Below are 25,154 nucleotides of genomic sequence, written 5' to 3' on the forward strand. Positions count from 1 at the left end.
TGGCGTCGGCGGCACCGGGACCAGGCCGTCAGCGCTTCGCGGCCCAGAAGACGTAGACCGCCCCGTACGGCACCCGGCCCCCGACCCCACCCGAGAATTAGCAGTACAGACGACGACATAGGGGACATAGTGCTCGACGTCAACTTCTTCGACGAGCTGCGCATTGGTCTCGCCACCGCCGACGACATCCGTCAGTGGTCGCACGGCGAGGTCAAGAAGCCTGAGACGATCAACTACCGCACCCTGAAGCCGGAAAAGGACGGGCTCTTCTGCGAGAAGATCTTCGGTCCGCAGCGGGACTGGGAGTGCTACTGCGGTAAGTACAAGCGCGTCCGGTTCAAGGGCATCATCTGTGAGCGCTGCGGCGTCGAGGTGACTCGCTCCAAGGTCCGTCGTGAGCGGATGGGGCACATCGAGCTCGCCGCTCCGGTGACCCACATCTGGTATTTCAAGGGCGTGCCGAGCCGGCTGGGTTACCTGCTGGACCTCGCCCCCAAGGACCTCGAGAAGATCATCTACTTCGCCTCGTACGTCGTGACGAGCGTGGACGCGGAGTCGCGTCACCGCGACCTCTCGACGATCGAGAACGAGATCCTGGCCGAGAAGCGGCAGTCCGAGAACAGCCGCGACTCGGAGATCGAGAAGCGGGCCGCCAAGCTCGAGGCCGACCTGGCCGAGCTGGAGGCCGAGGGTGCCAAGGCGGACGTCCGGCGCAAGGTCAAGGAGGGCGGAGAGCGCGAGATGCGCCAGATCCGCGACCGGGCCCAGCGCGAGATCGACCGCCTGGACGAGGTGCTGGACACCTTCCGCAAGCTGGAGCCGAAGCAGCTGGTCACCGACGAGCTGCTCTACCGCGAGCTGCGCGACCGGTTCGGTGAGTACTTCACCGGTTCGATGGGCGCGGAGGCGATCAAGGCGCTGGTCCAGAACATGGACCTCGACGCCGAGGCCGAGAGCCTGCGGGAGACCATCCGGTCCGGCAAGGGCCAGCGGAAGATCCGGGCGCTCAAGCGGCTCAAGGTCGTCGCGGCGTTCCTGAACACCCGCAACTCGCCGCTCGGCATGGTGCTGGACTGCGTCCCGGTCATCCCGCCGGACCTGCGCCCGATGGTGCAGCTCGACGGTGGCCGCTTCGCGACCTCGGACCTGAACGACCTGTACCGCCGCGTGATCAACCGGAACAACCGCCTCAAGCGGCTGATCGACCTCGGCGCGCCCGAGATCATCGTCAACAACGAGAAGCGGATGCTCCAGGAGGCCGTCGACGCGCTGTTCGACAACGGCCGTCGCGGCCGGCCGGTCACCGGTCCGGGTAACCGCCCGCTCAAGTCGCTGTCCGACATGCTCAAGGGCAAGCAGGGCCGGTTCCGCCAGAACCTGCTGGGCAAGCGCGTCGACTACTCCGGCCGTTCGGTCATCGTGGTCGGCCCGAAGCTCAAGCTGCACCAGTGCGGTCTGCCCAAGCAGATGGCGCTGGAGCTGTTCAAGCCGTTCGTGATGAAGCGGCTTGTCGACCTCAACCACGCACAGAACATCAAGTCCGCCAAGCGGATGGTCGAGCGTCAGCGCCCGGTCGTGTGGGACGTGCTGGAAGAGGTCATCGGCGAGCACCCGGTGCTGCTCAACCGGGCGCCGACCCTGCACCGCCTGGGCATCCAGGCCTTCGAGCCGCAGCTGGTCGAGGGCAAGGCGATCCAGATCCACCCGCTGGTCTGCACCGCGTTCAACGCCGACTTCGACGGTGACCAGATGGCGGTGCACGTGCCGCTGTCCGCCGAGGCGCAGGCCGAGGCACGGATCCTGATGCTGTCGTCGAACAACATCCTCAAGCCGGCCGACGGCAAGCCGGTCACCATGCCCACCCAGGACATGGTCATCGGTCTCTACCACCTCACCCACCTCACCGCCGGTGAGAAGGGCGAGGGCCGGGCGTTCAGCTCGGACGCCGAGGCGCGGATGGCCTTCGACAACGGCGAGCTGCACCTCCAGGCGCCGGTGAAGATCCGCCTGCGTGCCGTGGTCGGTGTCGACAACGGCGCTGGCGCCGAGGCGTGGACCGCCCCGGAGGGCTGGGTCGAGGGTGACCCGCTGACCGTGGAGACCACCCTGGGTCGGGTGCTGTTCAACGAGACGCTGCCGCAGGGCTACCGCTTCGTGAACTACGAGATCCGCAAGGGTCAGCTCTCCGCGATCGTCAACGACCTCGCCGAGCGCTTCCCCAAGGTGGCGCTGGCCGCCACCCTGGACGGGCTCAAGGAGGCCGGTTTCCACTGGGCCACCTGGTCCGGCGTGACGATCGGCATGGAGGACGTCATCGCGCCGCCGCGCAAGGCGGAGATCCTGGCGCGGTACGAGAAGGAAGCCGACCAGATCGACAAGCAGTACCAGCGTGGTCTGATGACCGCCGAGGAGCGTCGCGGCGAACTCATCACGATCTGGACCAGGGCGACCAACGAGGTCGCCAAGGAGATGGACACCGCGCTTCCGCAGGAGAACCCACTGTGGAAGATGATCAATTCGGGTGCCCGCGGTAACCTGCTCCAGCTCCGCCAGATCGCCGCGATCCGTGGTCTGGTGGCCAACCCGAAGGGCGAGATCATCCCGCGGCCGATCAAGGCCAGCTACCGGGAGGGTCTGTCCGTGCTGGAGTACTTCATCTCCACGCACGGTGCCCGTAAGGGTCTCGCCGACACCGCGCTGCGGACCGCCGACTCGGGTTACCTGACCCGTCGTCTGGTGGACGTCTCGCAGGACGTCATCATCCGCGAGGAGGACTGCGGCACCGACCGGGCGATCCCGATGCAGATCGGCGAGAAGCTCGACGGCAAGCTCGTCGTCCACACCCACGCCGAGACCAGCGTGCACGCCCGGACCCTGGCCGACGACATCAAGGGGCCGGACGGCACCGTGGTGGCCGAGCGCGGTCAGGACATCAACTCCATCGGGGTCGACAAGATCGTCGCCGCCGGCGTGGAGACGGTCCGCGTGCGCAGCGTGCTCACCTGTGAGTCCAAGCTGGGCGTCTGCGCGGCCTGCTACGGCCGGTCGCTGCCGACCGGCAAGTCGGTCGACATCGGCGAGGCGGTCGGCATCATCGCCGCCCAGTCCATCGGTGAGCCCGGTACGCAGCTGACGATGCGTACCTTCCACACCGGTGGTGTCGCGGGTGAGGACATCACCCAGGGTCTGCCGCGTGTGCAGGAGATCTTCGAGGCTCGGGTCCCGAAGGGTAAGGCGCCCATCGCCGACACCCCCGGTCGGATCCGGATCGAGGACGGCGAGCGCTCGCGCAAGATCATCGTGGTGCCGGACGACGGCAGCGAAGAGATCGTCTACGACAAGATCTCGAAGCGGGTCAAGCTCCGTACCCACGACGGCGGTCACGTCGCGGTCGGCGAGAAGCTGACCGAGGGCACCATCGACCCGCACGAGCTGCTGCGGATCATGGGTCCGCGGGCGGTCCAGGTCCACCTGACCAGTGAGGTCCAGGAGGTCTACCGCTCGCAGGGTGTGCTCATCCACGACAAGCACATCGAGATCATCATCCGCCAGATGCTCAAGCGGGTGACGGTCATCGACTCCGGCTCGACCGAGTTCCTGCCGGGTGTGCTCGTCGACCGGGCGCTGTTCGAGTCGGAGAACCGCCGGCTCGTGTCGGAGGGCGGCGAGCCCGCCGCCGGTCGTCCGGTGCTGATGGGTATCACCAAGGCCTCGCTGGCCACCGACTCCTGGCTCTCGGCGGCCTCCTTCCAGGAGACCACCCGGGTGCTGACCGACGCTGCGATCAACTCGCGCAGCGACTCGCTCGTCGGCCTCAAGGAGAACGTGATCATCGGAAAGCTCATCCCGGCCGGTACGGGCATCAGCAAGTACCGCAACGTCCGGGTCGAGCCGACCGAGGAGGCCAAGGCCAAGGTCTACTCGATGACCGGGTACCCGGAGACCGACTACGGCTTCGGGCCGGCCAGCGGGCAGGCTGTGCCGCTTGACGACTTCGACTTCGGGTCGTACCGCTAGGCACCAAGCGCACGACGAGGCCCCCGGTATCCGCCGGGGGCCTCGTCGTGTCCGGACCCACCCAGCCCTGGTCCGAGTTCGGCATGATGGGGGGATGACGACCGCACCCGGGCAGGTGTCCGTCGCGCAGCAGGGGCTGCGCCACCCGCTGGACCCGGATCCGGCCCGTGCCACGAAGGCTCGGGCGGTTTTCGCTCTCGGGCTGCTCGGCCTGCTGACCGGGTTGTTCATCGGCGGGGTGGTGCCGGCGACCGTGGCACTGCAACTGGCCCGGCAGGCGCGCCGTGAGGCGTACTCCTCCGGGGGTTTCCTGACCGGCGGCGTCTGGCTGCGGCGGGGGGAGCGGATGGCGTGGGCTGGTCTGGTCCTGGTCGCGGTCAGCGTGGTGGCCATGGTGGTGATCGGCGTGGTGCGGTTGGCCGGCTCGCCGTTCGGCCACGACTACCCGGCGAACATGGACTGAGCCACCGCGCCCGGCGCGGGTGCCGGCGCTCTCGGCGGTAGCCTGGCCGGTGTCCGTCGCGCGGGGGTGGCGGCCTTTCGACAGGAGGACCTCGTGACGGATCCGGCGCGGCCCCCTGCGGACGAACCGGCCGACCAGCCGGCTGCGCCGGCTCCGTCCGAGCCGACTGACTGGGCGCAACCGGGCCCGAGCAGCGAATTGCATCCCCTAACGCCCACGCCGGAGTGGGGCAGGCCGCACCCCGACTGGGGTACGACGGGTCCGTCCGGCTCCGGTCAGCCCGACCCGGTCTCCGGGGTGCCCACCCCGACACCGCCGGGGTGGGGTGCGCCGGCGTCCGCGCCTGCTGTGCCGCCGCCGTCGTCCGGGGCGGGCGCGGCGCCGGGTTGGGGTCCGCCGCAGCCTGGGCCTGGTGTGCCGCCGGGTTGGGGTCCGCCGCACCCGGGGCCTGGTGTGCCGCCGGGTGGGGGTCCGCCCTCGTCTGGGCCTGCTGTGCCGCCCGGGTGGGGTCCGCCGCCCTCTGGGCCTGCTGTGCCGCCGGGGTGGGGTGCGCCGCAGTCCGGGCCTGGTGTGCCGCCCGGCTGGGGTGCGCCGTCCGGTCCCGCGCCCGTCGGGGCGGGAATGCCGGGCCGTCCGGTGCCGCCGCCCACCGACGAGCAACGCCGGCCGCCGAAACGGGTGGAGTCGGTGCCCGGTACGCCGTTCGGCATCGTGCACCTGGACGTGGCACCGGTCACGTCCGGGTTGGCCATCGGGTCGCTGGTGGCCGGGATCGCGTCGGTCCTGGTGTCGCTGTTGGTGATCTGCTTCGGGGTGGCCTTCGCGAACGACGGCGGGGCCTGGGCCTCCGGCGCGTTCGCCGCACTCGGGTTGCTGGCCGGCGTGGCGGCGGTCGTCACCGGCCTGCTGGGTCGGCGGCAGATCCGCCGTCCGGCCGCGCCCCCCGCGGTCCGGTTCACCGGTCGAGGGCTCGCGCTGGCCGGGATCAGCTGTGGCGGGGCGGGAGCGCTGCTCAGCCTCCTGGGTCTGGGCCTGGCGCTGCTACTGGCCCTGACCTGAGGTAGGTCGCCGTTCGACCGGGCTCTCGCCCCCTGGTCGCTGCCCCACTCGGGGGCGACGGGTGGTTCCGCGGGGAAGCCGGTACACTTGTGTTCGTAGGTGCCCATCGCGGGCGACGGGGCAGAACGAGATTCGGCCGGCGGGTGTGCGACAGCCGCCGGGCCCTTCCGTTTTGACCTGGGCGGTTGTGGTAGGTACTCTTTCCCCTTGTGCCCGGGCATGCCCGGGCAACTCGTGCGTGCGCTGTTTCCGGATCCCGGGCGGCGGCACGGCAACGCAAGGATCCGGGGCGGGGCGACCCGCGTGCCGGTGACACAAACCCGATCGCACGCGCAAGCGTCCGCAACGGGACCGTGGGCAGGGCGACACGCCCGACCGCGGGTGCCGGGGTCTCCGTAAGGTGGCCCTGGTCGGAATGTAGGAGAGCCGGTCAGCAGGCCGGTTAACGAGCAGACGGCGCGGCCGCGAATGCGGCCGAAGGGAGCGGAGAAACCCGGTGCCCACCATTCAGCAGCTGGTCCGAAAGGGCCGTCAGGCCAAGACGACCAAGACCAAGACCCCGGCGCTCAAGGGGTCTCCCCAGCGGCGCGGCGTGTGCACCCGCGTGTACACCACCACCCCGAAGAAGCCGAACTCGGCGCTGCGCAAGGTCGCTCGTGTGAAGCTCAGCAGCCAGATCGAGGTGACCGCCTACATTCCGGGCGTCGGTCACAACCTGCAGGAGCACTCGATCGTGCTCGTCCGCGGCGGCCGGGTGAAGGACCTCCCCGGCGTGCGTTACAAGATCGTTCGCGGCTCGCTGGACACCCAGGGTGTCCGCAACCGCAAGCAGGCGCGCAGCCGTTACGGCGCGAAGAAGGAGAAGAGCTGACATGCCGCGTAAGGGACCCGCTCCGCGGCGGCCACTGGTCGCTGACCCGGTGTACAACTCGCCGCTGGTCACCCAGCTGGTGAACAAGATCCTGCTGCGCGGCAAGCGCCAGCTCGCCGAGACCATCGTGTACGCGGCCCTCGAGGGCTGCCGCGAGAAGTCCGGCACCGACCCGGTCGTCACCCTCAAGCGGGCGATGGACAACGTCAAGCCGACCCTCGAGGTGCGCAGCCGTCGTGTCGGTGGCGCCACCTACCAGGTGCCGGTCGAGGTCCGCCCGACCCGGGCGACCACCCTGGGCCTGCGCTGGCTGGTCACCTACTCCCGCGCCCGGCGCGAGAAGACCATGGTCGAGCGGCTGATGAACGAGCTGCTGGACGCGAGCAACGGCCTCGGTGCCGCCGTCAAGCGGCGCGAGGACACGCACAAGATGGCCGAGTCGAACAAGGCCTTCGCGCACTACCGCTGGTAACACCCTGGTTCCGGCGCCTCCGGGCGCCGGAACCGCCACCAGTTGAGTCGAGACGACGATAAGTAGGGATTGAAGTGGCCGCCGCAGACGCGCTCGCCAAGGTACGCAACATCGGCATCATGGCGCACATCGATGCCGGTAAGACCACGACCACCGAGCGAATCCTGTTCTACACCGGCATCACGTACAAGATCGGTGAGGTCCACGAGGGCGCTGCCGTCATGGACTGGATGGAGCAGGAGCAGGAGCGTGGTATCACCATCACCTCCGCTGCTACCAAGTGTGAGTGGAAAGACCACACGATCCAGATCATCGACACGCCCGGTCACGTCGACTTCACGGTCGAGGTCGAGCGGTCGCTGCGGGTCCTGGATGGTGCGGTCGCGGTCTACGACGGTGTCGCCGGCGTGGAACCGCAGACGGAGAACGTCTGGCGGCAGGCCGACAAGTACAACGTCCCGCGGATGTGCTTCGTCAACAAGCTCGACCGGACCGGCGCCGACTTCTTCCGCTGCGTGCAGATGATGATCGACCGGTTGAACGCCACCCCGCTGGTGCTCCAGATCCCGATCGGGCTCGAGGGCGACCACATCGGTGTCGTCGACCTGATCGGCATGCGCGCGCTCACCTGGCGCGGGGAGACCCAGAAGGGTGAGGACTACGCGGTTGAGGAGATCCCGGCCGACCTGGCCGACTCCGCGGCCGAGTGGCGCGAGAAGCTGATGGAGACCCTCGCCGACGTCGACGACTCGGTGATGGAGAAGTACCTGGAAGGCGAGGAGGTCTCCGTCGAGGAGATCAAGGCCGCCATCCGGCGTGCCACCATCGCCGGCAAGGCCAACCCGGTGCTCTGTGGCTCGGCGTTCAAGAACAAGGGCGTTCAGCCCATGCTCGACGCCGTTGTCGACTTCCTGCCGTCGCCGCTGGACGTTCCGGCCATCGAGGGCACGGCTCCCGACGGCGAGACCCCGCTGCTGCGTAAGCCGTCCAACTCGGAGCCGTTCTCCGGCCTGGCGTTCAAGATCCAGACGGACAAGCACCTGGGCAAGCTCACCTACGTGCGGGTCTACTCCGGCACGCTCGATTCCGGTTCCCAGGTGGTCAACTCCACCAAGGACCGCAAGGAGCGGATCGGCAAGATCTACCAGATGCACGCCAACAAGCGCGAAGAGCGTCCGTCGGCGCAGGCCGGCGACATCATCGCCGTGCAGGGTCTCAAGCAGACCACCACCGGCGACACGCTCTCCGACCCGGCGAACCCGGTCATCCTGGAGTCGATGACGTTCCCGGAGCCGGTCATCTCGGTGGCGATCGAGCCGAAGACCAAGTCCGACCAGGAGAAGCTGGGCACCGCGATCCAGCGCCTGGCCGAGGAGGACCCGACCTTCCGCGTCCAGCTGGACGAGGAGACCGGTCAGACGGTCATCTCCGGCATGGGTGAGCTGCACCTGGACATCCTGGTCGACCGGATGCGCCGCGAGTTCAACGTCGAGGCCAACGTCGGCAAGCCGCAGGTGGCGTACCGCGAGACCATCCGCCGCAAGGTGGAGAAGGTCGAGTACACCCACAAGAAGCAGACCGGTGGTTCCGGCCAGTACGCCCGCGTGATCGTGAGCGTGGAGCCGCTGCCGCTGGACAACGAATCGCCGACCTACGAGTTCGCCAACGCCGTCAGCGGCGGCCGGATCCCCCGGGAGTTCATCCCGTCGGTGGACGCCGGTGCGCAGGACGCGCTGCAGTACGGCATCCTCGCGGGCTTCCCGCTGGTCGGCGTGAAGCTGACCCTGCTGGACGGCCAGTACCACGAGGTCGACTCGTCGGAAATGGCATTCAAGATCGCCGGCTCGATGGTGATGAAGGACGCGGCCCGCAAGGCCGACCCGGCGTTGCTCGAGCCGATGATGGCCGTTGAGGTCACCACTCCCGAGGAGAACATGGGTGACGTCATCGGCGACCTCAACTCCCGCCGCGGCATCATCCAGGCGATGGAGGAGCGCAGTGGCGCCCGCATCGTGAAGGCTCTGGTGCCGTTGTCGGAGATGTTCGGCTACGTCGGCGACCTGCGGTCGAAGACCCAGGGCCGGGCTAGCTACAGCATGCAGTTCGACTCCTACGCCGAGGTTCCGCAGAGCGTCGCGAAGGAGATCATCGCGAAGGCAACGGGCGAGTAACGCCCTGAGCAGGTGATTCGTGGTTGGTCGCGGGAGGTTCAACCCGCCCGCGACCACCACGATCGAATCGCGTGAGACCGGGCCTGTAGGCTTCATCGCCGCAGAACCCACAATGGCTTCCCGGCCGTCAGGCCGGAAAGGCTGTCGACAGAGTCCTAAGCGCCGACCGGCGCGCCGGGCGTACGAACCAAGAAGTCCACAGGAGGACACCAGTGGCGAAGGCTAAGTTCGAGCGGACTAAGCCGCACGTCAACATCGGCACCATTGGTCACATCGACCACGGTAAGACGACGCTGACGGCGGCCATCACCAAGGTCCTGCACGACCAGTTCCCGGACCTGAACCCCTACACGCCGTTCGACGAGATCGACAAGGCGCCGGAGGAGAAGGCCCGCGGCATCACGATCTCGATCGCGCACGTCGAGTACCAGACCGAGGCGCGGCACTACGCGCACGTCGACTGCCCCGGCCACGCGGACTACATCAAGAACATGATCACCGGTGCCGCGCAGATGGACGGCGCGATCCTGGTGGTCGCGGCGACCGACGGCCCGATGCCGCAGACCCGCGAGCACGTGCTGCTGGCCCGTCAGGTTGGTGTGCCGTACATCGTCGTGGCGCTCAACAAGAGCGACATGGTCGACGACGAGGAGCTCCTGGAGCTCGTCGAGCTCGAGGTCCGCGAGCTGCTCTCCTCGCAGGAGTACCCGGGTGACGACCTGCCGGTCGTTCGGGTTTCGGCGCTGAAGGCCCTCGAGGGTGACCCCGAGTGGACCGGCAAGCTGCTGGACCTGATGACCGCTGTCGACACCTCGATCCCGCAGCCGGAGCGCGAGGTCGACATGCCGTTCCTGATGCCGGTTGAGGACGTCTTCACGATCACCGGTCGTGGCACCGTCGTCACCGGTCGCGTGGAGCGCGGCGTTCTCCTGCCGAACGAGGATGTCGAGCTCGTCGGTATCAAGGAGAAGAGCTTCAAGACCAAGGTCACCGCGATCGAGATGTTCCGGAAGACCCTGGACGACGCTCGCGCAGGCGAGAACGTCGGCCTGCTGCTGCGTGGCACCAAGCGCGACGAGGTCGAGCGCGGCATGGTCGTCGTGAAGCCGGGCTCGAACACCCCGCACACGGAGTTCGAGGCGACGGTCTACATCCTCTCCAAGGAGGAGGGCGGCCGGCACACCCCGTTCTTCCAGAACTACCGCCCGCAGTTCTACTTCCGGACCACGGACGTCACCGGTGTCGTCACCCTCCCCGAGGGCACCGAGATGGTCATGCCGGGTGACAACACCACCATGTCGGTGAAGCTGATCCAGCCCATCGCCATGGAGGAGAACCTCAAGTTCGCGATCCGCGAGGGTGGCCGCACCGTCGGCGCCGGGTTCGTCACCAAGATCATCAAGTGAACTAGGTAACCCCGATTAGACCCGCCGCCGGTCGTGCGGCATACTAGTCAGGTTGCGTAACGACAGTTCGTCGCCTGTGTTCGGCTTTCGCTGAACCTCCGGGTGGCGAGGCAGTCGAGCGTAGGGTGGTTGGCGGCCCAGTCGCCAACCACCCTCGCACGGCGTTCAGGTCGCGGTAATGCGATCGGCGCCTTGACCCACCGCGCGGTCAGCACCACTCCGGAACCACGGGGCGGAGCCCGGCCCGAGGGCGCGACACGCCCGACCGCGGGGGTCGGCGAAGTGGGCCTGTGCCAGCCGGTACAGGCGCCCGCAACACAGCGGCATCGAGAGAAGGAACAGAAGCCACCATGGCGGGACAGAAGATCCGCATCCGGCTCAAGGCCTATGACCACGAGGTCGTCGACTCCTCGGCTCGGAAGATCGTCGAGACGGTGACGCGCACCGGGGCGCAGGTCGCGGGCCCGGTGCCGCTGCCCACGGAGATCAACCGTTTCTGCGTTATCCGCTCGCCGCACAAGTACAAGGACTCGCGCGAGCACTTCGAGATGCGCACGCACAAGCGGCTGATCGACATCATCGACCCGACCCCGAAGACGGTCGACTCGCTCATGCGCCTCGACCTGCCGGCTGGCGTCGACATCGAGATCAAGCTGTAGGGACCGGACAAATGGACAGGCAAGTCAAGGGGATCCTGGGCGCCAAGCTCGGCATGACCCAGGTCTGGGACAACAACAAGGTTGTTCCCGTGACCGTGGTCGAGGCCGGCCCGTGCGTCATCAGCCAGGTTCGTAGCGCCGAGAAGGACGGTTACTCCGCGGTCCAGCTGGCCTACGGCACCATCGACCCGCGCAAGGTCAAGAAGCCGATCAGCGGGCACTACGCCAAGGCGGACGTGGCGCCGCGCCGGCACATCGTCGAGCTGCGCACCACGGACGCCGGGGAATACTCGCTCGGCCAGGAAGTCACTGTCGAGGAGTTCCCGGCCGGCGTCACCATCGACGTCACCGGCAAGACCAAGGGCAAGGGCTTCGCCGGCGCGATGAAGCGGCACGGCTTCCACGGTCTGGGCAGCAGCCACGGTGTCGAGCGCAAGCACCGCTCGCCCGGTTCCATCGGCGCCTGCGCCACCCCGGGTCGTGTCTTCAAGGGCACCCGGATGGCCGGTCGGATGGGTGGCGTTCGCTACACCGTGCAGAACCTGACCGTCCAGGCGGTCGACACGGAGAACAACCTCCTGCTCGTCCGGGGTGCCATTCCTGGCCCCAAGGGCGCGCTGGTTCTGGTCCGTACCGCGGCCAAGATCAAGGTGAAGAAGGGCGGTGCGGCCAAGTGACCACCGTTGACGTGCGCACCGTCGAAGGCACCACCAGCGGCTCCGTCGAGCTGCCGGCGGACATCTTCGACGTGCAGGCCAACGTCGCGCTGATGCACCAGGTCGTGGTGGCCCAGCTCGCGGCGGCCCGACAGGGCACGCACAAGACCAAGACCCGCGCCGAGGTCGCTGGTGGCGGCAAGAAGCCGTACAAGCAGAAGGGCACCGGTCGCGCCCGGCAGGGCTCGATCCGCGCGCCGCAGTTCGCCGGCGGTGGCGTCGTGCACGGTCCCGTGCCGCGCGACTACAGCCAGCGGACCCCGAAGAAGATGAAGGCCGCCGCTCTGCGGGGTGCCCTCTCCGACCGGGCCCGCGCCGGGCAGGTGCACGTCGTCGAGGCGTTCGTCTCGGGCGAGAAGCCGTCGACCAAGGCGGCCCTGGCCACGCTGACCAAGCTCACCGAGGCCCGTCGGGTCCTGGTCGTGCTGAGCAGCACCGACGAGCTGAACTGGGTGTCGCTGCGCAACGAGCCGCGCGTGCACCTGATCGAGTCCGGCCAGCTGAACACGTACGACGTGCTGGTGGCCGACGACGTGGTCTTCACCAAGGACGCCCTGGACGAGTTCCTGGGCGTGCCCGCCGAGACCACCGAGGAGGGTGGCAAGTGAGCACGATCGCCGACCCGCGCGACATCATCGTGGCGCCGGTCGTCTCGGAGAAGAGCTACAGCGAGCTGAACCGGAACTGGTACACCTTCCTGGTGCACCCGGACGCGAACAAGACCGAGATCAAGATCGCTATCCAGCAGATCTTCAACGTCCGCGTCCTGACGGTCAACACGCTCAACCGCCAGGGTAAGCGCAAGCGCACCAAGACCGGCTTCGGTCAGCGCAAGGCGACCAAGCGGGCGATCGTGAAGCTGGCTGACGGTGACCGCATCGAGGCCTTCGGCGGCCCGGTCAGCTGAGGGGTGTAGACAATGGCTATCCGTAAGTACAAGCCGACGACGCCGGGCCGACGTGGCTCGAGTGTCGCTGACTTCGCCGAGATCACCCGGTCCACGCCGGAGAAGTCGCTGCTGGTTCCGCTGCCGAAGAAGGGCGGGCGTAACGCCCACGGCCGGATCACCACGCGGCACCACGGCGGCGGTCACAAGCGCCAGTACCGTCTGATCGACTTCAAGCGGGTCGACAAGGACGGCGTGCCGGCGAAGGTCGCTCACATCGAGTACGACCCCAACCGCACGGCGCGCATCGCGCTGCTGCACTACGCCGACGGCGAGAAGCGGTACATCATCGCGCCGAAGGACCTGAAGCAGGGTGACCGCGTCGAGTCCGGTCCGGGCGCCGACATCAAGCCGGGCAACAACCTGCCGCTGCGCAACATCCCGGTCGGTACCACGATCCACAACGTGGAGCTGCGTCCGGGTGGCGGGGCCAAGCTGGCCCGTTCCGCCGGTGTGGGCATCCAGCTGCTCGGCCGCGAGGGCGCGTACGCGACCCTGCGTATGCCGTCCGGCGAGATCCGGCGGGTGGACGTGCGCTGCCGCGCCAGCATCGGCGAGATCGGCAACGCCGACCAGTCGAACATCAACTGGGGCAAGGCCGGCCGGATGCGGTGGAAGGGCAAGCGCCCGACCGTCCGTGGTGTCGCCATGAACCCGGTCGACCACCCGCACGGTGGTGGTGAGGGTAAGACCTCCGGTGGTCGCCACCCGGTCAACCCGCAGGGTAAGCCCGAGGGCCGCACCCGCCGTAAGGGCCAGCCGAGTGACCGGCTGATCGTCCGCCGTCGCTACGCCACGCGTAAGCGCGGCTGAGGGAGATAAGACATGCCTCGCAGCCTGAAGAAGGGCCCGTTCGTCGACGACCACCTGCTCAAGAAGGTGGAAGTACAGAACGACAAGGGCTCCAAGAACGTGATCAAGACCTGGTCGCGGCGCTCGACGATCATCCCCGAGATGCTGGGGCACACGATCGCCGTGCACGACGGACGCAAGCACGTCCCGGTGTTCGTGACCGAGGCGATGGTCGGGCACAAGCTCGGCGAGTTCGCGCTGACCCGCACTTTCAAGGGTCACGAGAAGGACGACCGGAAGAGCCGTCGGCGCTGACGCCGCGGGCATACGGATAGAGGGAACAAGGGGTTACAGCGATGCCAGGAAAGGGCGACGCTCCGGTGCTTCCGGGCGCGCGGGCGGTTGCGCGGCACGTGCGCATCTCGCCGATGAAGGCGCGCCGGGTGGTCAACCTCGTCCGCGGCCTGCCCGCGAAGGAGGCGCTAACGGTGCTGCAGTTCGCGCCGCAGGCTGCGAGCGAGCAGGTGTACAAGGTGCTCGCTAGCGCGATCGCCAACGCGGAGAACAACGAGCGGCTGGACCCCGACGCGCTGCTCGTCAGCGAGGCCTTCGTGGACGAGGGCCCGACGATGAAGCGGTTCCAGCCGCGGGCGCAGGGTCGGGCGTACCGAATCCGCAAGCGCACCTGCCACATCACCGTGGCGGTCGAAGCGGTCGCGCCGGCAGCGCCGAGGAAGGCCGCGGCGAAGAAGGCCGCCCCGGCCACGGAGGCCGCACCGGCCGAAGCGCAGAGCAAGACGGAGGACGCCGAGTAATGGGTCAGAAGGTTCACCCCACTGGGTTCCGGCTCGGCATCTCGACCGACTGGAAGTCCCGCTGGTTCGCGGACAAGCTCTACAAGGACTACATCGGCGAGGATGTCAAGATCCGCCGCATGATGTCCAAGGGCCTCGAGCGTGCCGGGATCTCCAAGGTCGACATCGAGCGCACCCGCGACCGGGTCAGGGTCGACATCCACACCGCCCGGCCGGGCATCGTCATCGGCCGTAAGGGTGCGGAGGCCGACCGGATCCGCGGCGAGCTCGAGAAGCTCACCGGCAAGCAGGTTCAGCTGAACATCATCGAGGTGAAGAACCCCGAGTCGGACGCTCAGCTCGTCGCGCAGGGCGTGGCCGAGCAGCTGTCCAGCCGGGTCAGCTTCCGTCGGGCGATGCGCAAGGCCATGCAGTCGGCGATGAAGAACCCGGTCTGCAAGGGCATCCGGGTTCAGGTCTCGGGTCGCCTCGGCGGCGCCGAGATGAGCCGGACCGAGTTCTACCGTGAGGGCCGGGTTCCGCTGCACACGCTGCGGGCCAACATCGAGTACGGCTTCTTCGAGGCCCGTACCACGTTCGGCCGGATCGGTGTGAAGGTCTGGATCTACAAGGGCGACGCCGTCCCGGGCCGGGAGGCTCCGGCCGAGGCCGGTCCGTCCCGCCCGCGTCGTGGTGAGCGTGGCGACCGTCCCGAGCGTCCGCGTCGTGGCCGGTCGGGTTCGTCCGGCACCACGGCCGGTGGCACCGAGGCCGGGCGGGCTGCTGCGACCACCATCGCGCAGCAGGCCGAGACGCCGAGCGGCGAGCCTGTCGACAGCGCAGCTGTCGCGGCCGCGGCTGCTCCGGCAGAAACGCAGCAGGAGGGCTGACAGATGCTGATGCCGCGCAAGCCCCCGAAGGGCTTCCGCAAGCCGCACCACCCGGACCGCAGTGGCGCGTCCAAGGGTGGTAACCGGGTGGTGTTCGGCGAGTTCGGGATCCAGGCTCTCGAGCCGGCGTACGTGACGAACCGGCAGATCGAGTCGGCACGTATCGCGATGACTCGCCACATCAAGCGTGGTGGCAAGGTCTGGATCACGATCTTCCCGGACCAGGCCCTCACCAAGAAGCCTGCCGAGACCCGGATGGGTTCCGGTAAGGGTTCGCCCGAGTGGTGGGTCGCCAACGTCAAGCCGGGGCGGGTTCTCTTCGAGATGTCCTTCCCCAACGAGCAGACCGCGCGAGAGGCCATGCGTCGCGCGATCCACAAGCTCCCGATGAAGTGCCGCATTGTTACGCGCGAAGTGGGTGAATCCTGATGGCAGCGGGCGTTAAGGCGACCGAGCTGCGTGAGCTCTCCGAAGAGGAGCTGGTCACGAAGCTGCGGGAGGCCAAGGCGGAGCTGTTCAACCTCCGCGTGCAGGCCGCAACCGGGCAGCTGGACAACAACCGGCGGCTGCAGGTCATCCGTCGGGAGATCGCCCGGATCTACACGATCATGCGTGAGCGCGAGCTGGGGCTCTCGGCCGCGCCGACTGAGGTGACTGCATCATGACCGAAGAGACCGCCACCGCCGCCGCGCGGTCGCGCCGCAAGGTCCGCGAGGGCCTGGTGATCAGCGACAAGATGGACAAGACCGTCGTCGTCGAGGTCGAGGACCGGGTTCGGCACGCGCTGTACGGCAAGATCATGCGCCGTACGGCCAAGCTGAAGGTGCACGACGAGCAGAACGCCGCTGGCACCGGTGACCGGGTTCTCATCATGGAGACCCGGCCGCTGAGCGCCACCAAGCGTTGGCGGATCGTGGAGATCCTGGAAAAGGCCAAGTAGCGAAGGCTCGAGCTCGCCCGGCGTTGCGTCGGGCGTAGGTTCCGCCAGGCTCCGGCCGCTACGGCGGCCGGAGAACCGGCAGACATAGGAGATAGACGTGATTCAGCAGGAGTCGCGACTGCGCGTCGCCGACAACACGGGTGCTCGGGAGATCCTGTGCATCCGGGTTCTCGGTGGCTCGGGTCGGCGCTACGCGAGCATCGGCGACGTCATCGTGGCCACGGTCAAGGACGCGATCCCGGGTGCCGGTGTGAAGAAGGGCGACGTCGTCAAGGCTGTCGTCGTTCGCACGGCCAAGGAGAAGCGTCGGCCGGACGGCTCGTACATCCGCTTCGACGAGAACGCCGCCGTCATCATCAAGGACGGTGGGGACCCGCGTGGTACCCGCATCTTCGGCCCGGTGGGTCGGGAGCTGCGGGACAAGCGGTTCATGAAGATTATTTCCCTCGCGCCGGAGGTGTTGTGACCGTGAAGGTCAAGAAGGGCGACACGGTCGTCGTCATCGCCGGCAAGGACAAGGGTGCCAAGGGTAAGGTCATCGCGGCCTACCCGCGGCAGGACAAGGTCCTGGTCGAGGGCGTGAACCGGGTCAAGAAGCACACCCGCATCAGCACCACCCAGCGTGGCGCCAAGACCGGCGGCATCGTCACTCAGGAGGCCCCGATCCACGTCTCGAACGTGCAGGTCCTGGACTCCGACGGCAAGCCGACCCGCGTCGGTTACCGGATCGACGACAACGGCCAGAAGGTCCGCATCGCGCGTAGCACCGGTAAGGACCTGTGATGACCACGGCTACCGAAAAGACCCTGCCGCGCCTCAAGGAGCGGTACCGCAACGAGATCGTGGCCCAGCTGCGCGAGCAGCGCAGCTACGGCAACCCCATGCAGGTGCCGCGGCTGGTCAAGATCGTCGTCAACATGGGTGTCGGCGAGGCTGCTCGCGACGCCAAGCTGATCGACGGCGCGGTCCGCGACCTCGCCACGATCACCGGCCAGAAGCCGCAGGTGCGGCGGGCAACCAAGTCCATCGCGCAGTTCAAGCTCCGCGAGGGCATGCCGATCGGTGCGAAGGTGACCCTTCGCGGCGACCGGATGTGGGAGTTCCTGGACCGGCTGCTGTCCATCTCGCTGCCGCGTATCCGCGACTTCCGCGGCCTGGACGGACGCAAGCTGGACGGGCACGGCAACTACACGTTCGGTCTGACCGAGCAGTCGGTGTTCCACGAGATCGACCAGGACCGGATCGATCGCCAGCGGGGCATGGACATCACGGTGGTCACGACCGCCACGACCGACGACGAGGGCCGGGCGCTGCTCAAGCTCCTGGGCTTCCCGTTCAAGGAGAACTGAGATGGCCAAGAAGGCGCTGATCATCAAGGCGGCCGCGAAGCCGAAGTTCTCGGTTCGCGCGTACACCCGCTGCCAGCGGTGCGGGCGTCCGAAGGCGGTCTACCGCAAGTTCGGGCTCTGCCGGGTCTGCATCCGGGAGATGGCTCACCGCGGTGAGCTGCCGGGCGTGTCCAAGGCTTCCTGGTAAGGGCGACCGCGTCCCGGCCGTCGGCCGGGAACTCCTGCACCGATTAGGTATTGCTCTTCGCCGTAGGCCCGGGGCTGATGCCCCGGGAACCCCGGCGAGAAAGGCTGACGAAATCCATGACGATGACCGACCCGATCGCAGACATGCTCACGCGTCTGCGTAACGCCAACCAGGCGTACCACGATCAGGTGAAGATGCCCTACTCCAAGATCAAGGCGAACATCGCCGAGGTCCTGAAGGCCGAGGGTTACATCGCCACCTGGTCGGTCGAGGAGCCCGAGGAGGGTGCCGTCGGCAAGCGACTGGTCGTCGAGCTGAAGTACGGCCAGAACCGCGAGCGGAGCCTGGCCGGCATCAAGCGCGTGTCCAAGCCCGGTCTCCGGGTGTACGCCAAGTCGGACGGGCTCCCGCGGGTGCTCGGTGGGCTGGGCGTGGCGATCATTTCGACGTCCCAGGGGCTGCTGACCGACCGGCAGGCCCGCAAGCGGAGTGTTGGCGGGGAAGTCCTCGCCTTCGTCTGGTAACGGGAGACTGGTAGAAATGTCGCGAATTGGACGTAAGTCGATCCCGGTACCAGCCGGCGTCGACATCACGATCGACGGGCAGACCGTCAAGGTCAAGGGCCCCAAGGGCCAGCTTGAGCACACCCTCGCCGAGCCGATCACGGTCGAGCGGGCCGAGGATGGGCAGCTCAACGTCAACCGGCCGAACGACGAGCGCAAGGCCAAGGAACTCCACGGCCTGAGCCGTACGCTGGTTGCCAACATGATCGTCGGGGTCACCGAGGGCTACCGCAAGAGCCTGGAGATCGCCGGCACCGGTTACCGGGTCACCGCCAAGGGCTCGGACCTCGAGTTCGCGCTCGGGTTCTCGCACCCGGTGGTCGTCCCCGCCCCGGCGGGCATCACCTTCACGGTGGAGCGGCCGACCCTGTTCCACGTGGCTGGCATCGACAAGCAGCAGGTCGGTGAGGTCGCCGCCAACATCCGGAAGATCCGCCCGCCGGAGCCCTACAAGGGCAAGGGCGTGAAGTACCAGGGCGAGGTCATCCGCCGCAAGGCCGGAAAGGCAGGTAAGAAGTGAGCGCCACGCTGCTCAAGCGCCGCCGCGGCGTCGCCGCCAAGCGCGCCGTTGGGCGTGCGCGTCGGCACTTCCGCGTCCGCAAGAACGTCAGCGGTACGTCCGAGCGTCCGCGCCTGGTCGTCACCCGTTCGCTGCGGCACATGGTCGCCCAGATCGTCGACGACACCAAGGGCCACACCCTGGCGTCGGCGTCGACCCTGGACGCCTCGCTGCGCGGTGCGGAGGGCGACAAGAGTGCCCTCGCCGGCAAGGTGGGCGCGCTGCTCGCCGAGCGGGCCAAGGCCGCCGGCGTCTCCAAGGTCGTCTTCGACCGCGGCGGCAACCGGTACGCGGGGCGAGTCGCCGCGCTTGCCGACGCCGCCCGCGAAGCCGGGCTCGAGTTCTAACAACCCCGTCACGAGAGATAAGGAAGGCTGCTGATGCCAGGTCAACAGCGCCGTGGCGGCGGGTCCGGTGGCAACGAGGGTGGTCGCCGCGACAACCGCCGTGAGGGCGGCCGCGGAAACGCGCCCGTCGAGAAGACCCCGCACCTTGAGCGGGTCGTCGCGATCAACCGCGTCGCCAAGGTCGTGAAGGGTGGTCGTCGCTTCAGCTTCACCGCCCTGGTGATCGTGGGCGACGGCGACGGCACGGTCGGCGTGGGCTACGGAAAGGCCAAGGAGGTGCCCGCGGCCATCGCCAAGGGCGTCGAGGAGGCCAAGAAGCACTTCTTCAAGGTCCCGCGGATCGGTCAGTCGATCCCGCACCCGGTGACGGGTGAGGACGCCGCTGGCGTCGTGCTGCTCAAGCCGGCCTCGGCCGGTACGGGTGTCATCGCCGGTGGTCCGGTGCGCGCCGTGCTGGAGTGCGCCGGGATCCACGACGTGCTCTCGAAGAGCCTCGGCTCCTCGAACCCGATCAACATCGTGCACGCCACAGTGGCGGCCCTGAAGGGGCTTGAGTCCCCCGAGCAGGTCGCGGCGCGTCGTGGCCTGCCGGTGGAGGACGTCGCGCCGGCCGCCATGCTGGCGTCGCGTGCGGGGGTGGCGCGCTGATGGCACGTCTGAAGGTCACCCAGCTCCGGTCCGGTATCGGGACCAAGCACAACCAGCGTGAGTCGCTGCGTTCGCTCGGTCTCAAGCGGATCAACGACGTGGTGGTCAAGGAGGACCGGCCCGAGATCCGCGGCATGATCTTCACTGTGAGCCACCTCGTGAAGGTCGAGGAGGTCGAGTAATGACGATCAAGGTGCATCACCTGCGCCCGGCGCCCGGTTCCAAGACCGCGAAGACCCGTGTGGGTCGCGGTGAGGGTTCCAAGGGCAAGACCGCTGGTCGCGGTACCAAGGGTTCCAAGGCCCGTAAGAACATCTCGGCGGCGTTCGAGGGTGGGCAGATGCCCATCCACATGCGCCTGCCGAAGATGAAGGGCTTCAAGAACAGGTTCAAGGTGGTCTTCCAGGTGGTCAACCTGGACCGACTGGCTGAGCTGTTCCCGAACGGTGGTCAGGTCGGCCCGCTGGAGCTCGTCGAGTCCGGCGCGGTCCGCAAGGGTCACCCGGTCAAGGTCCTCGGCACCGGGGACCTCGGCGGTGTGTCGCTCCAGGTGTCAGCGCACGCGTTCAGTGCGTCGGCCAAGGAGAAGATCGCTGCCGCCGGTGGCTCCACCACCGAGCTGTAAGGCGTACCACACCATGGCGCCCGTCCAGTTGTGAGCAACTGGCGGGCGCCATGGTCTGCCTGGGCTTCGTTCGCCCGGTAATATCGGAATCGATTTATGTAGTCGGGCACATCTGCCCGGACCGGGCCGGGGCTGTTAGAGTCCCATCCCAGCCATGGATTGCGGGCACTCGCCCGTGATCCACCCCCACCCGCCAGGGTTCACCGGCGGCCCGCCTCGCGCAGGAGGAAGAAGTTGCTGTCCGCCTTTCTCAGTGCGTTCCGTACGCCTGACCTGCGCAAGAAGCTGCTGTTCACAGTAGGCATCATCGCGGTCTACCGGCTGGGTGCGACGCTCCCCAGCCCGGGCGTCTCGTACGGCAACGTGCAGAAGTGCCTCGACTCCATCTCGGGTGACACGACGGGCCCGCTGAATCTGCTCAACCTCTTCTCCGGCGGGGCGCTGCTCCAGCTCTCGGTCTTCGCGCTGGGCATCATGCCCTACATCACCGCGTCGATCATCCTGCAGCTGCTGACCGTCGTGATCCCGCGCCTGGAGCAGCTCCGCAAGGAGGGCCAGGCCGGCCAGGCGAAGATCACGCAGTACACCCGCTACCTGACCCTCGGTCTCGGTGTGTTGCAGGCCTCGGCGTTCGTGGCGCTGGCCCGCTCGGGGCAGCTCTTCCAGAACCGCTGCGACCAGTTCCCGATCATCCCGACCGGCACCGGCATCCCGGACTGGCTGACCCTGACCATCCTGGTGATCACCATGACCGCCGGCACCGGCATGGTCATGTGGCTCGGTGAGCTGATCACCGACCGGGGCGTCGGCAACGGCATGTCCGTGCTGATCTTCACCTCGATCGCGGCCCGGCTGCCCGGCGAGGGCTGGCAGATCAAGACCAGCCAGGGCTGGGGCAAGTTCGCCCTCGTCATCGCGCTGGTCCTGGTGGTCATCACCGCTGTCACGTTCATCGAGCAGGCGCAGCGCCGGATCCCGGTGCAGTACGCCAAGCGGATGATCGGCCGGCGGATGTACGGCGGCACCTCGACCTACATCCCGCTCAAGGTCAACCAGGCGGGTGTGATCCCGGTCATCTTCGGCTCGTCGCTGCTCTACCTCCCGCAGCTGGCCCTGCAGTTCTTCGACCAGAACGACCCGGGCAAGGTCCAGGCGTGGATCCAGAACAACCTGGTCGCTCCGAACAGCCCGATCTACATCTCGGTCTACTTCCTGCTGATCATCTTCTTCACGTACTTCTACGTCTCGATCACGTTCAACCCGACCGAGGTCGCGGACAACATGAAGAAGTACGGCGGGTTCGTGCCGGGCATCCGGCCGGGCAAGCCGACTGCCGACTACCTGGACTTCATCCTCAGCCGGATCACCCTGCCGGGCGCGCTCTACCTCGGCATCATCTCGATCCTGCCGAACTTCTTCTTCATCTGGCTGGACAGCCAGCAGTACCAGAACTTCCCGTTCGGTGGCACCGCTGTGCTCATCATGGTTGGCGTCGGTCTGGAGACCGTGAAGCAGATCGAGAGCCAACTCATGCAGCGGAACTACGAAGGGTTCCTGCGGTAGATGAGACTCGTTCTGGTTGGCCCGCCGGGTGCGGGTAAGGGCACGCAGGCAGAGTTCGTCGCCGCGCACCTGTCGGTACCCAAGATCTCGACCGGAGACATCTTCCGTTCGAACGTCACCCAGGGCACGCCGCTCGGCGTCGAGGCGAAGCGGTACATGGACGCAGGCGAGCTGGTTCCGGACGAGGTCACCATCAACATGGTCCGGGACCGGCTGGCCGAACCCGACGCCAGCGAGGGCTTCCTGCTCGACGGCTTCCCGCGGACCACTCCGCAGGCGGCCGCCCTGGACAAGCTCCTCGCCGACCTGGGCACCGCACTGGATCTGGTCCTGGAGTTGGTGGTCGACGACGACGAGGTGATCCGGCGGCTCTCCGGTCGGCGCACCTGCCGGGGCTGCGGCAAGATCTGGCACGTCGAGTTCGACGCCACCACCCGGCCGGGCATCTGTGACAGGTGTGGCGCCGAGCTGTTTCAGCGCGACGACGACAAGCCGGAGACGATCGCCACCCGGCTTCGTGAGTACAGCGAGAAGACCGCGCCTCTGGTCGACTACTACGGCGCCCAGGGCAAGCTGGTCGGGATCGACGCCACCGGCCCGGTGGAGGACGTCACCACCCGGGCCATCGACGCACTGCGGTCGTACGGCGGCTGAGGTCCCGCCGGACCACGGCGGATAGAGTGCGAACAGCGGGGTACGCGTGACGTGCCCCGCTGTTCGGCTCGGCAACGAAAGGTAATCGCTCCATGCGTCGTCCCCAGCTGGACATCCAGCTGAAGACCCCGGACCAGATCGAGAAGATGCGGGCCGCCGGGCTGGTGGTGGCTGAGGCGCTTCGCCGCATGCGGGAGGCTGTCGCCCCCGGTGTGAGCACCGCCGATCTGGACGCCATCGCCGAGTCGACAATCCGCGAGGCGGGTGGTGTCCCGTCGTTCAAGGGCTACCACGGTTTTCCGGCGTCGATCTGCTCCTCGGTCAACGAGCAGATCGTCCACGCCATCCCGTCGCCGAACCAGGTGCTCCAGGCCGGCGATCTGATCTCCATCGACTGCGGCGCGGTGCTGGACGGGTGGCACGGCGACTCCGCCATAACCGTCGGGGTCGGCGACGTCGACCCGGCACTGCTGAAGATGGCCGAGGTCGCCGAGGATGCCATGTGGGCCGGCATCGCCGCTGCCGCCCGCGGCGCGGCCAGCGGCAAGGGCCGGCTCACCGACATCTCGCACGCTGTGGAGACGGCTGTCCGTAAGGGCGGCCGGTACGGCATCGTCGACGGCTACGGCGGGCACGGCATCGGCACCGAGATGCACCAGGACCCGCACGTGCTCAACCACGGCCGGCCGGGCAAGGGCCCGCGACTGGTCCCTGGCATGGCGTTGGCCATCGAGCCGATGATCACGATGGCGTCGCCGCGTACCGTCGAGTTGGCCGACGGGTGGACGGTGGTGACCCGGGACGGCTCGGTGGCAGCGCACGTCGAGCACTCGATGGCCCTGCTGCCCGACGGCGTCTGGGTGCTCACGGCCTTCGACGGCGGCCGCGCCCGCCTGGGCGACCTGGTAACCGCCCGCCAACCAGCAGCCTCAACCACCCCCTAAACCCCACCCACCCGGTCCCACCCTGCCCCGTTGATCATGGGGTTAGCGGCGCGACACGCCGTTGTTTCCAGCCATAACCTCATGATCGACGGCGGCCCGGGGGCCGGCGGGCCGGTGGGGCGTGGGACTGGCATGGGAGTGGCATGCTTGCCGGCATGGACGGGCGCGACGGAATGCGAGCCGCGGACGCGGACCGTGCGGCGGTGGCCGACCGGCTGCTGGTCGCCCTCAACGAGGGTCGACTGGACCTGCACGAGTACGACGAGCGGTTGCAGCGGGCCTACGCGGCCCGCACGTACGCCGAGTTGGAGGCTCTGCTCACCGATCTGCCGCCGGTGACGCCGTCGCAGTCGTCGGTCCTGGCGCCGGCCTCGGCCGGTGGACCGGCGGTCAGTCCGCTTGCCGGCCAGCCCGATCAGGTGCCTACCAACGGCGTGACCGCGCGGTGGTTGGGTGAGGTGTGGCTGCCGTACCTGAGGGTGATCGCCCTCGTGGTGACCATCTGGGCGGTGACGTCGCTGTTCAGCCAGCAGTTGCTCTACTTCTGGCCAGGCTGGGTGGCGGGGCCCTGGGGTGCGGTGCTGGTGGTGCGTACTGTCGCGGGGTTGACCGGGGGAGAGCCCCGGCGTCAGGCGATCGAGCGGGCGCGTCGGCGCGAGCGCAAGCGGGCGAAGCGGGAACGCCGGCGGGAGCTGCGTTCCGGCGAGTCGGACGAACGGGACGATCCGCAGCCGGCTGGCTGACCACCGCCGGCGCCGCCGAGGGTCGGGAGCGGCCGGAGCCAGGAGATCGACAGGTAGATCATCTGGCCCTCGGGCGGGCTCCATATCCGCCCCGGCAGCGTGTTGGGTGGCCGGTTTGGCTACCGCCCGCAGGTCGGCGTACACTTTCAGATCGGCGCACAGCGTCCACTCCGGCATGCCCACCCTGCGCTTCGGTGGGAGCTGGAGCCGCGGCTGGCGCGGTCTTCTGATTCTGATCAGATTTCCGTGTAAGACGTTGTGGGCCGCCCGGAGCAATCGACGTCAGGACAGCGGAGGACATGCCGAAAAAAGACGGAGCCATTGAGATCGAGGGTCGGGTCATCGAGCCCCTGCCGAACGCCATGTTCCGGGTGGAGCTCGCGAACGGCCACAAGGTGTTGGCTCACATCAGCGGCAAGATGCGGCAGCACTACATCCGCATCCTTCCGGAGGACCGGGTCGTCGTCGAACTCTCGCCGTACGACCTGACCCGCGGGCGCATCGTCTACCGCTACAAGTAGTCCTGACGACGGCCGGGAAGTCCCGTGTCCGTCTTCGACGTCCGGTGTCGCGCAGAGCGCGTCCCCGGGCCAGATGGGAAGTAAGGCAACCGTGAAGGTCAAGCCGAGCGTCAAGAGGATCTGCAACAAGTGCCGGGTTATCCGCCGGCACGGCCGGGTCATGGTCATCTGCAGCGACCCGCGCCACAAGCAGCGCCAGGGCTGACTCAGCCCGTCCGGCCGTAACCGGCCGGGTGGCGTTGGTCCGGGCAGATC

General features: G+C 67.9%; 34 protein-coding genes. All 34 read left to right on the top strand.

Annotated features, from left to right (window positions below):
• Window positions 1–129 precede the first annotated feature (129 nt).
• On the top strand, window positions 130–4,017 hold the full coding sequence (locus AB0A95_RS22765; RefSeq protein WP_357557762.1) for a DNA-directed RNA polymerase subunit beta': 3,888 nt from the start codon (window positions 130–132) through the stop codon (window positions 4,015–4,017).
• A gap of 94 nt (window positions 4,018–4,111) precedes the next feature.
• Window positions 4,112–4,480, top strand: a complete 369-nt coding sequence (locus AB0A95_RS22770) for a hypothetical protein (RefSeq protein ID WP_357080828.1) — start codon at window positions 4,112–4,114, stop codon at window positions 4,478–4,480.
• A 687-nt stretch (window positions 4,481–5,167) separates the two neighbouring features.
• The gene (locus AB0A95_RS22775) at window positions 5,168–5,539 is read left to right on the top strand and encodes a hypothetical protein (RefSeq protein WP_357557822.1); all 372 of its coding nucleotides are present in this window, start codon (window positions 5,168–5,170) and stop codon (window positions 5,537–5,539) included.
• Between the two features lie 496 nt (window positions 5,540–6,035).
• Entirely contained in the window at window positions 6,036–6,410 is a 375-nt protein-coding gene (rpsL, locus tag AB0A95_RS22780) for a 30S ribosomal protein S12 (protein WP_007465318.1), read from the top strand.
• Between the two features lies 1 nt (window position 6,411).
• Window positions 6,412–6,882: a 30S ribosomal protein S7 gene (gene rpsG / locus AB0A95_RS22785; RefSeq protein WP_030489583.1), complete on the top strand. Its 471-nt coding sequence runs from the start codon at window positions 6,412–6,414 to the stop codon at window positions 6,880–6,882.
• A gap of 74 nt (window positions 6,883–6,956) precedes the next feature.
• Window positions 6,957–9,053, top strand: coding sequence for an elongation factor G (gene fusA / locus AB0A95_RS22790; RefSeq protein ID WP_357557763.1), 2,097 nt, complete (start codon window positions 6,957–6,959; stop codon window positions 9,051–9,053).
• A 212-nt stretch (window positions 9,054–9,265) separates the two neighbouring features.
• Window positions 9,266–10,459, top strand: a complete 1,194-nt coding sequence (gene tuf / locus AB0A95_RS22795; RefSeq protein WP_110563098.1) for an elongation factor Tu — start codon at window positions 9,266–9,268, stop codon at window positions 10,457–10,459.
• A 350-nt stretch (window positions 10,460–10,809) separates the two neighbouring features.
• Window positions 10,810–11,118 carry a 30S ribosomal protein S10 gene (rpsJ, locus tag AB0A95_RS22800; RefSeq protein ID WP_007073037.1) on the top strand — a complete coding sequence of 103 codons (309 nt, stop codon included), beginning with the start codon at window positions 10,810–10,812 and terminating at the stop codon, window positions 11,116–11,118.
• An 11-nt stretch (window positions 11,119–11,129) separates the two neighbouring features.
• Window positions 11,130–11,795, top strand: coding sequence for a 50S ribosomal protein L3 (gene rplC / locus AB0A95_RS22805; RefSeq protein WP_357557764.1), 666 nt, complete (start codon window positions 11,130–11,132; stop codon window positions 11,793–11,795).
• The gene (gene rplD, locus AB0A95_RS22810) at window positions 11,792–12,442 is read left to right on the top strand and encodes a 50S ribosomal protein L4 (protein WP_357557765.1); all 651 of its coding nucleotides are present in this window, start codon (window positions 11,792–11,794) and stop codon (window positions 12,440–12,442) included. Before rplC ends, rplD begins: the two co-directional genes overlap by 4 nt.
• Window positions 12,439–12,741 (top strand): 50S ribosomal protein L23, encoded by a 303-nt coding sequence (gene rplW, locus AB0A95_RS22815; protein WP_007465304.1) that lies wholly within the window; start codon window positions 12,439–12,441, stop codon window positions 12,739–12,741. Before rplD ends, rplW begins: the two co-directional genes overlap by 4 nt.
• A gap of 12 nt (window positions 12,742–12,753) precedes the next feature.
• Window positions 12,754–13,593, top strand: a complete 840-nt coding sequence (gene rplB, locus AB0A95_RS22820; protein WP_357557766.1) for a 50S ribosomal protein L2 — start codon at window positions 12,754–12,756, stop codon at window positions 13,591–13,593.
• 12 nt (window positions 13,594–13,605) lie between these two features.
• Entirely contained in the window at window positions 13,606–13,887 is a 282-nt protein-coding gene (gene rpsS, locus AB0A95_RS22825) for a 30S ribosomal protein S19 (protein ID WP_007465299.1), read from the top strand.
• Between the two features lie 41 nt (window positions 13,888–13,928).
• A complete protein-coding gene (gene rplV / locus AB0A95_RS22830) occupies window positions 13,929–14,387 on the top strand; it encodes a 50S ribosomal protein L22 (protein ID WP_007465297.1) in 459 nt (152 codons plus the stop codon).
• Window positions 14,387–15,256: a 30S ribosomal protein S3 gene (rpsC, locus tag AB0A95_RS22835; RefSeq protein ID WP_007465294.1), complete on the top strand. Its 870-nt coding sequence runs from the start codon at window positions 14,387–14,389 to the stop codon at window positions 15,254–15,256. Before rplV ends, rpsC begins: the two co-directional genes overlap by 1 nt.
• A 3-nt stretch (window positions 15,257–15,259) precedes the next feature.
• Window positions 15,260–15,685 (top strand): 50S ribosomal protein L16, encoded by a 426-nt coding sequence (rplP, locus tag AB0A95_RS22840; protein WP_053653940.1) that lies wholly within the window; start codon window positions 15,260–15,262, stop codon window positions 15,683–15,685.
• On the top strand, window positions 15,685–15,921 hold the full coding sequence (gene rpmC, locus AB0A95_RS22845) for a 50S ribosomal protein L29 (RefSeq protein ID WP_007465283.1): 237 nt from the start codon (window positions 15,685–15,687) through the stop codon (window positions 15,919–15,921). The genes rplP and rpmC overlap by 1 nt, the downstream gene beginning before the upstream one ends.
• A complete protein-coding gene (rpsQ, locus tag AB0A95_RS22850) occupies window positions 15,918–16,196 on the top strand; it encodes a 30S ribosomal protein S17 (RefSeq protein WP_030489590.1) in 279 nt (92 codons plus the stop codon). The genes rpmC and rpsQ overlap by 4 nt, the downstream gene beginning before the upstream one ends.
• Window positions 16,197–16,293: 97 nt before the next feature.
• The gene (gene rplN / locus AB0A95_RS22855; protein WP_007073026.1) at window positions 16,294–16,662 is read left to right on the top strand and encodes a 50S ribosomal protein L14; all 369 of its coding nucleotides are present in this window, start codon (window positions 16,294–16,296) and stop codon (window positions 16,660–16,662) included.
• Entirely contained in the window at window positions 16,659–16,979 is a 321-nt protein-coding gene (rplX, locus tag AB0A95_RS22860; RefSeq protein ID WP_007465276.1) for a 50S ribosomal protein L24, read from the top strand. The genes rplN and rplX overlap by 4 nt, the downstream gene beginning before the upstream one ends.
• Complete coding sequence (rplE, locus tag AB0A95_RS22865) at window positions 16,979–17,545, top strand: 50S ribosomal protein L5 (protein WP_110563094.1); 567 nt, start codon at window positions 16,979–16,981, stop codon at window positions 17,543–17,545. The genes rplX and rplE overlap by 1 nt, the downstream gene beginning before the upstream one ends.
• Before the next feature lies 1 nt (window position 17,546).
• On the top strand, window positions 17,547–17,732 hold the full coding sequence (locus tag AB0A95_RS22870; RefSeq protein ID WP_007465272.1) for a type Z 30S ribosomal protein S14: 186 nt from the start codon (window positions 17,547–17,549) through the stop codon (window positions 17,730–17,732).
• Window positions 17,733–17,848: 116 nt separating this feature from the next.
• Entirely contained in the window at window positions 17,849–18,256 is a 408-nt protein-coding gene (gene rpsH / locus AB0A95_RS22875; RefSeq protein ID WP_007465270.1) for a 30S ribosomal protein S8, read from the top strand.
• 16 nt (window positions 18,257–18,272) lie between these two features.
• Window positions 18,273–18,815 (top strand): 50S ribosomal protein L6, encoded by a 543-nt coding sequence (rplF, locus tag AB0A95_RS22880; RefSeq protein ID WP_266246314.1) that lies wholly within the window; start codon window positions 18,273–18,275, stop codon window positions 18,813–18,815.
• Complete coding sequence (rplR, locus tag AB0A95_RS22885) at window positions 18,812–19,201, top strand: 50S ribosomal protein L18 (protein ID WP_151488126.1); 390 nt, start codon at window positions 18,812–18,814, stop codon at window positions 19,199–19,201. The genes rplF and rplR overlap by 4 nt, the downstream gene beginning before the upstream one ends.
• 33 nt (window positions 19,202–19,234) lie before the next feature.
• Window positions 19,235–19,849 carry a 30S ribosomal protein S5 gene (rpsE, locus tag AB0A95_RS22890; protein WP_007465263.1) on the top strand — a complete coding sequence of 205 codons (615 nt, stop codon included), beginning with the start codon at window positions 19,235–19,237 and terminating at the stop codon, window positions 19,847–19,849.
• Entirely contained in the window at window positions 19,849–20,031 is a 183-nt protein-coding gene (gene rpmD / locus AB0A95_RS22895; protein WP_007465262.1) for a 50S ribosomal protein L30, read from the top strand. Before rpsE ends, rpmD begins: the two co-directional genes overlap by 1 nt.
• Window positions 20,031–20,474, top strand: a complete 444-nt coding sequence (gene rplO, locus AB0A95_RS22900) for a 50S ribosomal protein L15 (protein WP_357557767.1) — start codon at window positions 20,031–20,033, stop codon at window positions 20,472–20,474. Before rpmD ends, rplO begins: the two co-directional genes overlap by 1 nt.
• Before the next feature lie 234 nt (window positions 20,475–20,708).
• Window positions 20,709–22,037, top strand: a complete 1,329-nt coding sequence (gene secY / locus AB0A95_RS22905; protein WP_357253566.1) for a preprotein translocase subunit SecY — start codon at window positions 20,709–20,711, stop codon at window positions 22,035–22,037.
• Window positions 22,038–22,691 carry an adenylate kinase gene (locus tag AB0A95_RS22910; RefSeq protein ID WP_007465256.1) on the top strand — a complete coding sequence of 218 codons (654 nt, stop codon included), beginning with the start codon at window positions 22,038–22,040 and terminating at the stop codon, window positions 22,689–22,691.
• Window positions 22,692–22,783: 92 nt separating this feature from the next.
• On the top strand, window positions 22,784–23,635 hold the full coding sequence (gene map, locus AB0A95_RS22915; protein WP_357557768.1) for a type I methionyl aminopeptidase: 852 nt from the start codon (window positions 22,784–22,786) through the stop codon (window positions 23,633–23,635).
• Window positions 23,636–23,790: 155 nt separating this feature from the next.
• On the top strand, window positions 23,791–24,378 hold the full coding sequence (locus AB0A95_RS22920; protein ID WP_357557769.1) for a DUF1707 domain-containing protein: 588 nt from the start codon (window positions 23,791–23,793) through the stop codon (window positions 24,376–24,378).
• A 299-nt stretch (window positions 24,379–24,677) separates the two neighbouring features.
• Entirely contained in the window at window positions 24,678–24,899 is a 222-nt protein-coding gene (infA, locus tag AB0A95_RS22925; RefSeq protein WP_007073013.1) for a translation initiation factor IF-1, read from the top strand.
• A gap of 91 nt (window positions 24,900–24,990) precedes the next feature.
• The gene (gene rpmJ, locus AB0A95_RS22930; protein ID WP_043965539.1) at window positions 24,991–25,104 is read left to right on the top strand and encodes a 50S ribosomal protein L36; all 114 of its coding nucleotides are present in this window, start codon (window positions 24,991–24,993) and stop codon (window positions 25,102–25,104) included.
• Window positions 25,105–25,154: the final 50 nt, after the last annotated feature.

It is taken from the genome of Micromonospora sp. NPDC049230 (assembly GCF_040647875.1).
Taxonomy (GTDB): Bacteria; Actinomycetota; Actinomycetes; order Mycobacteriales; family Micromonosporaceae; genus Micromonospora.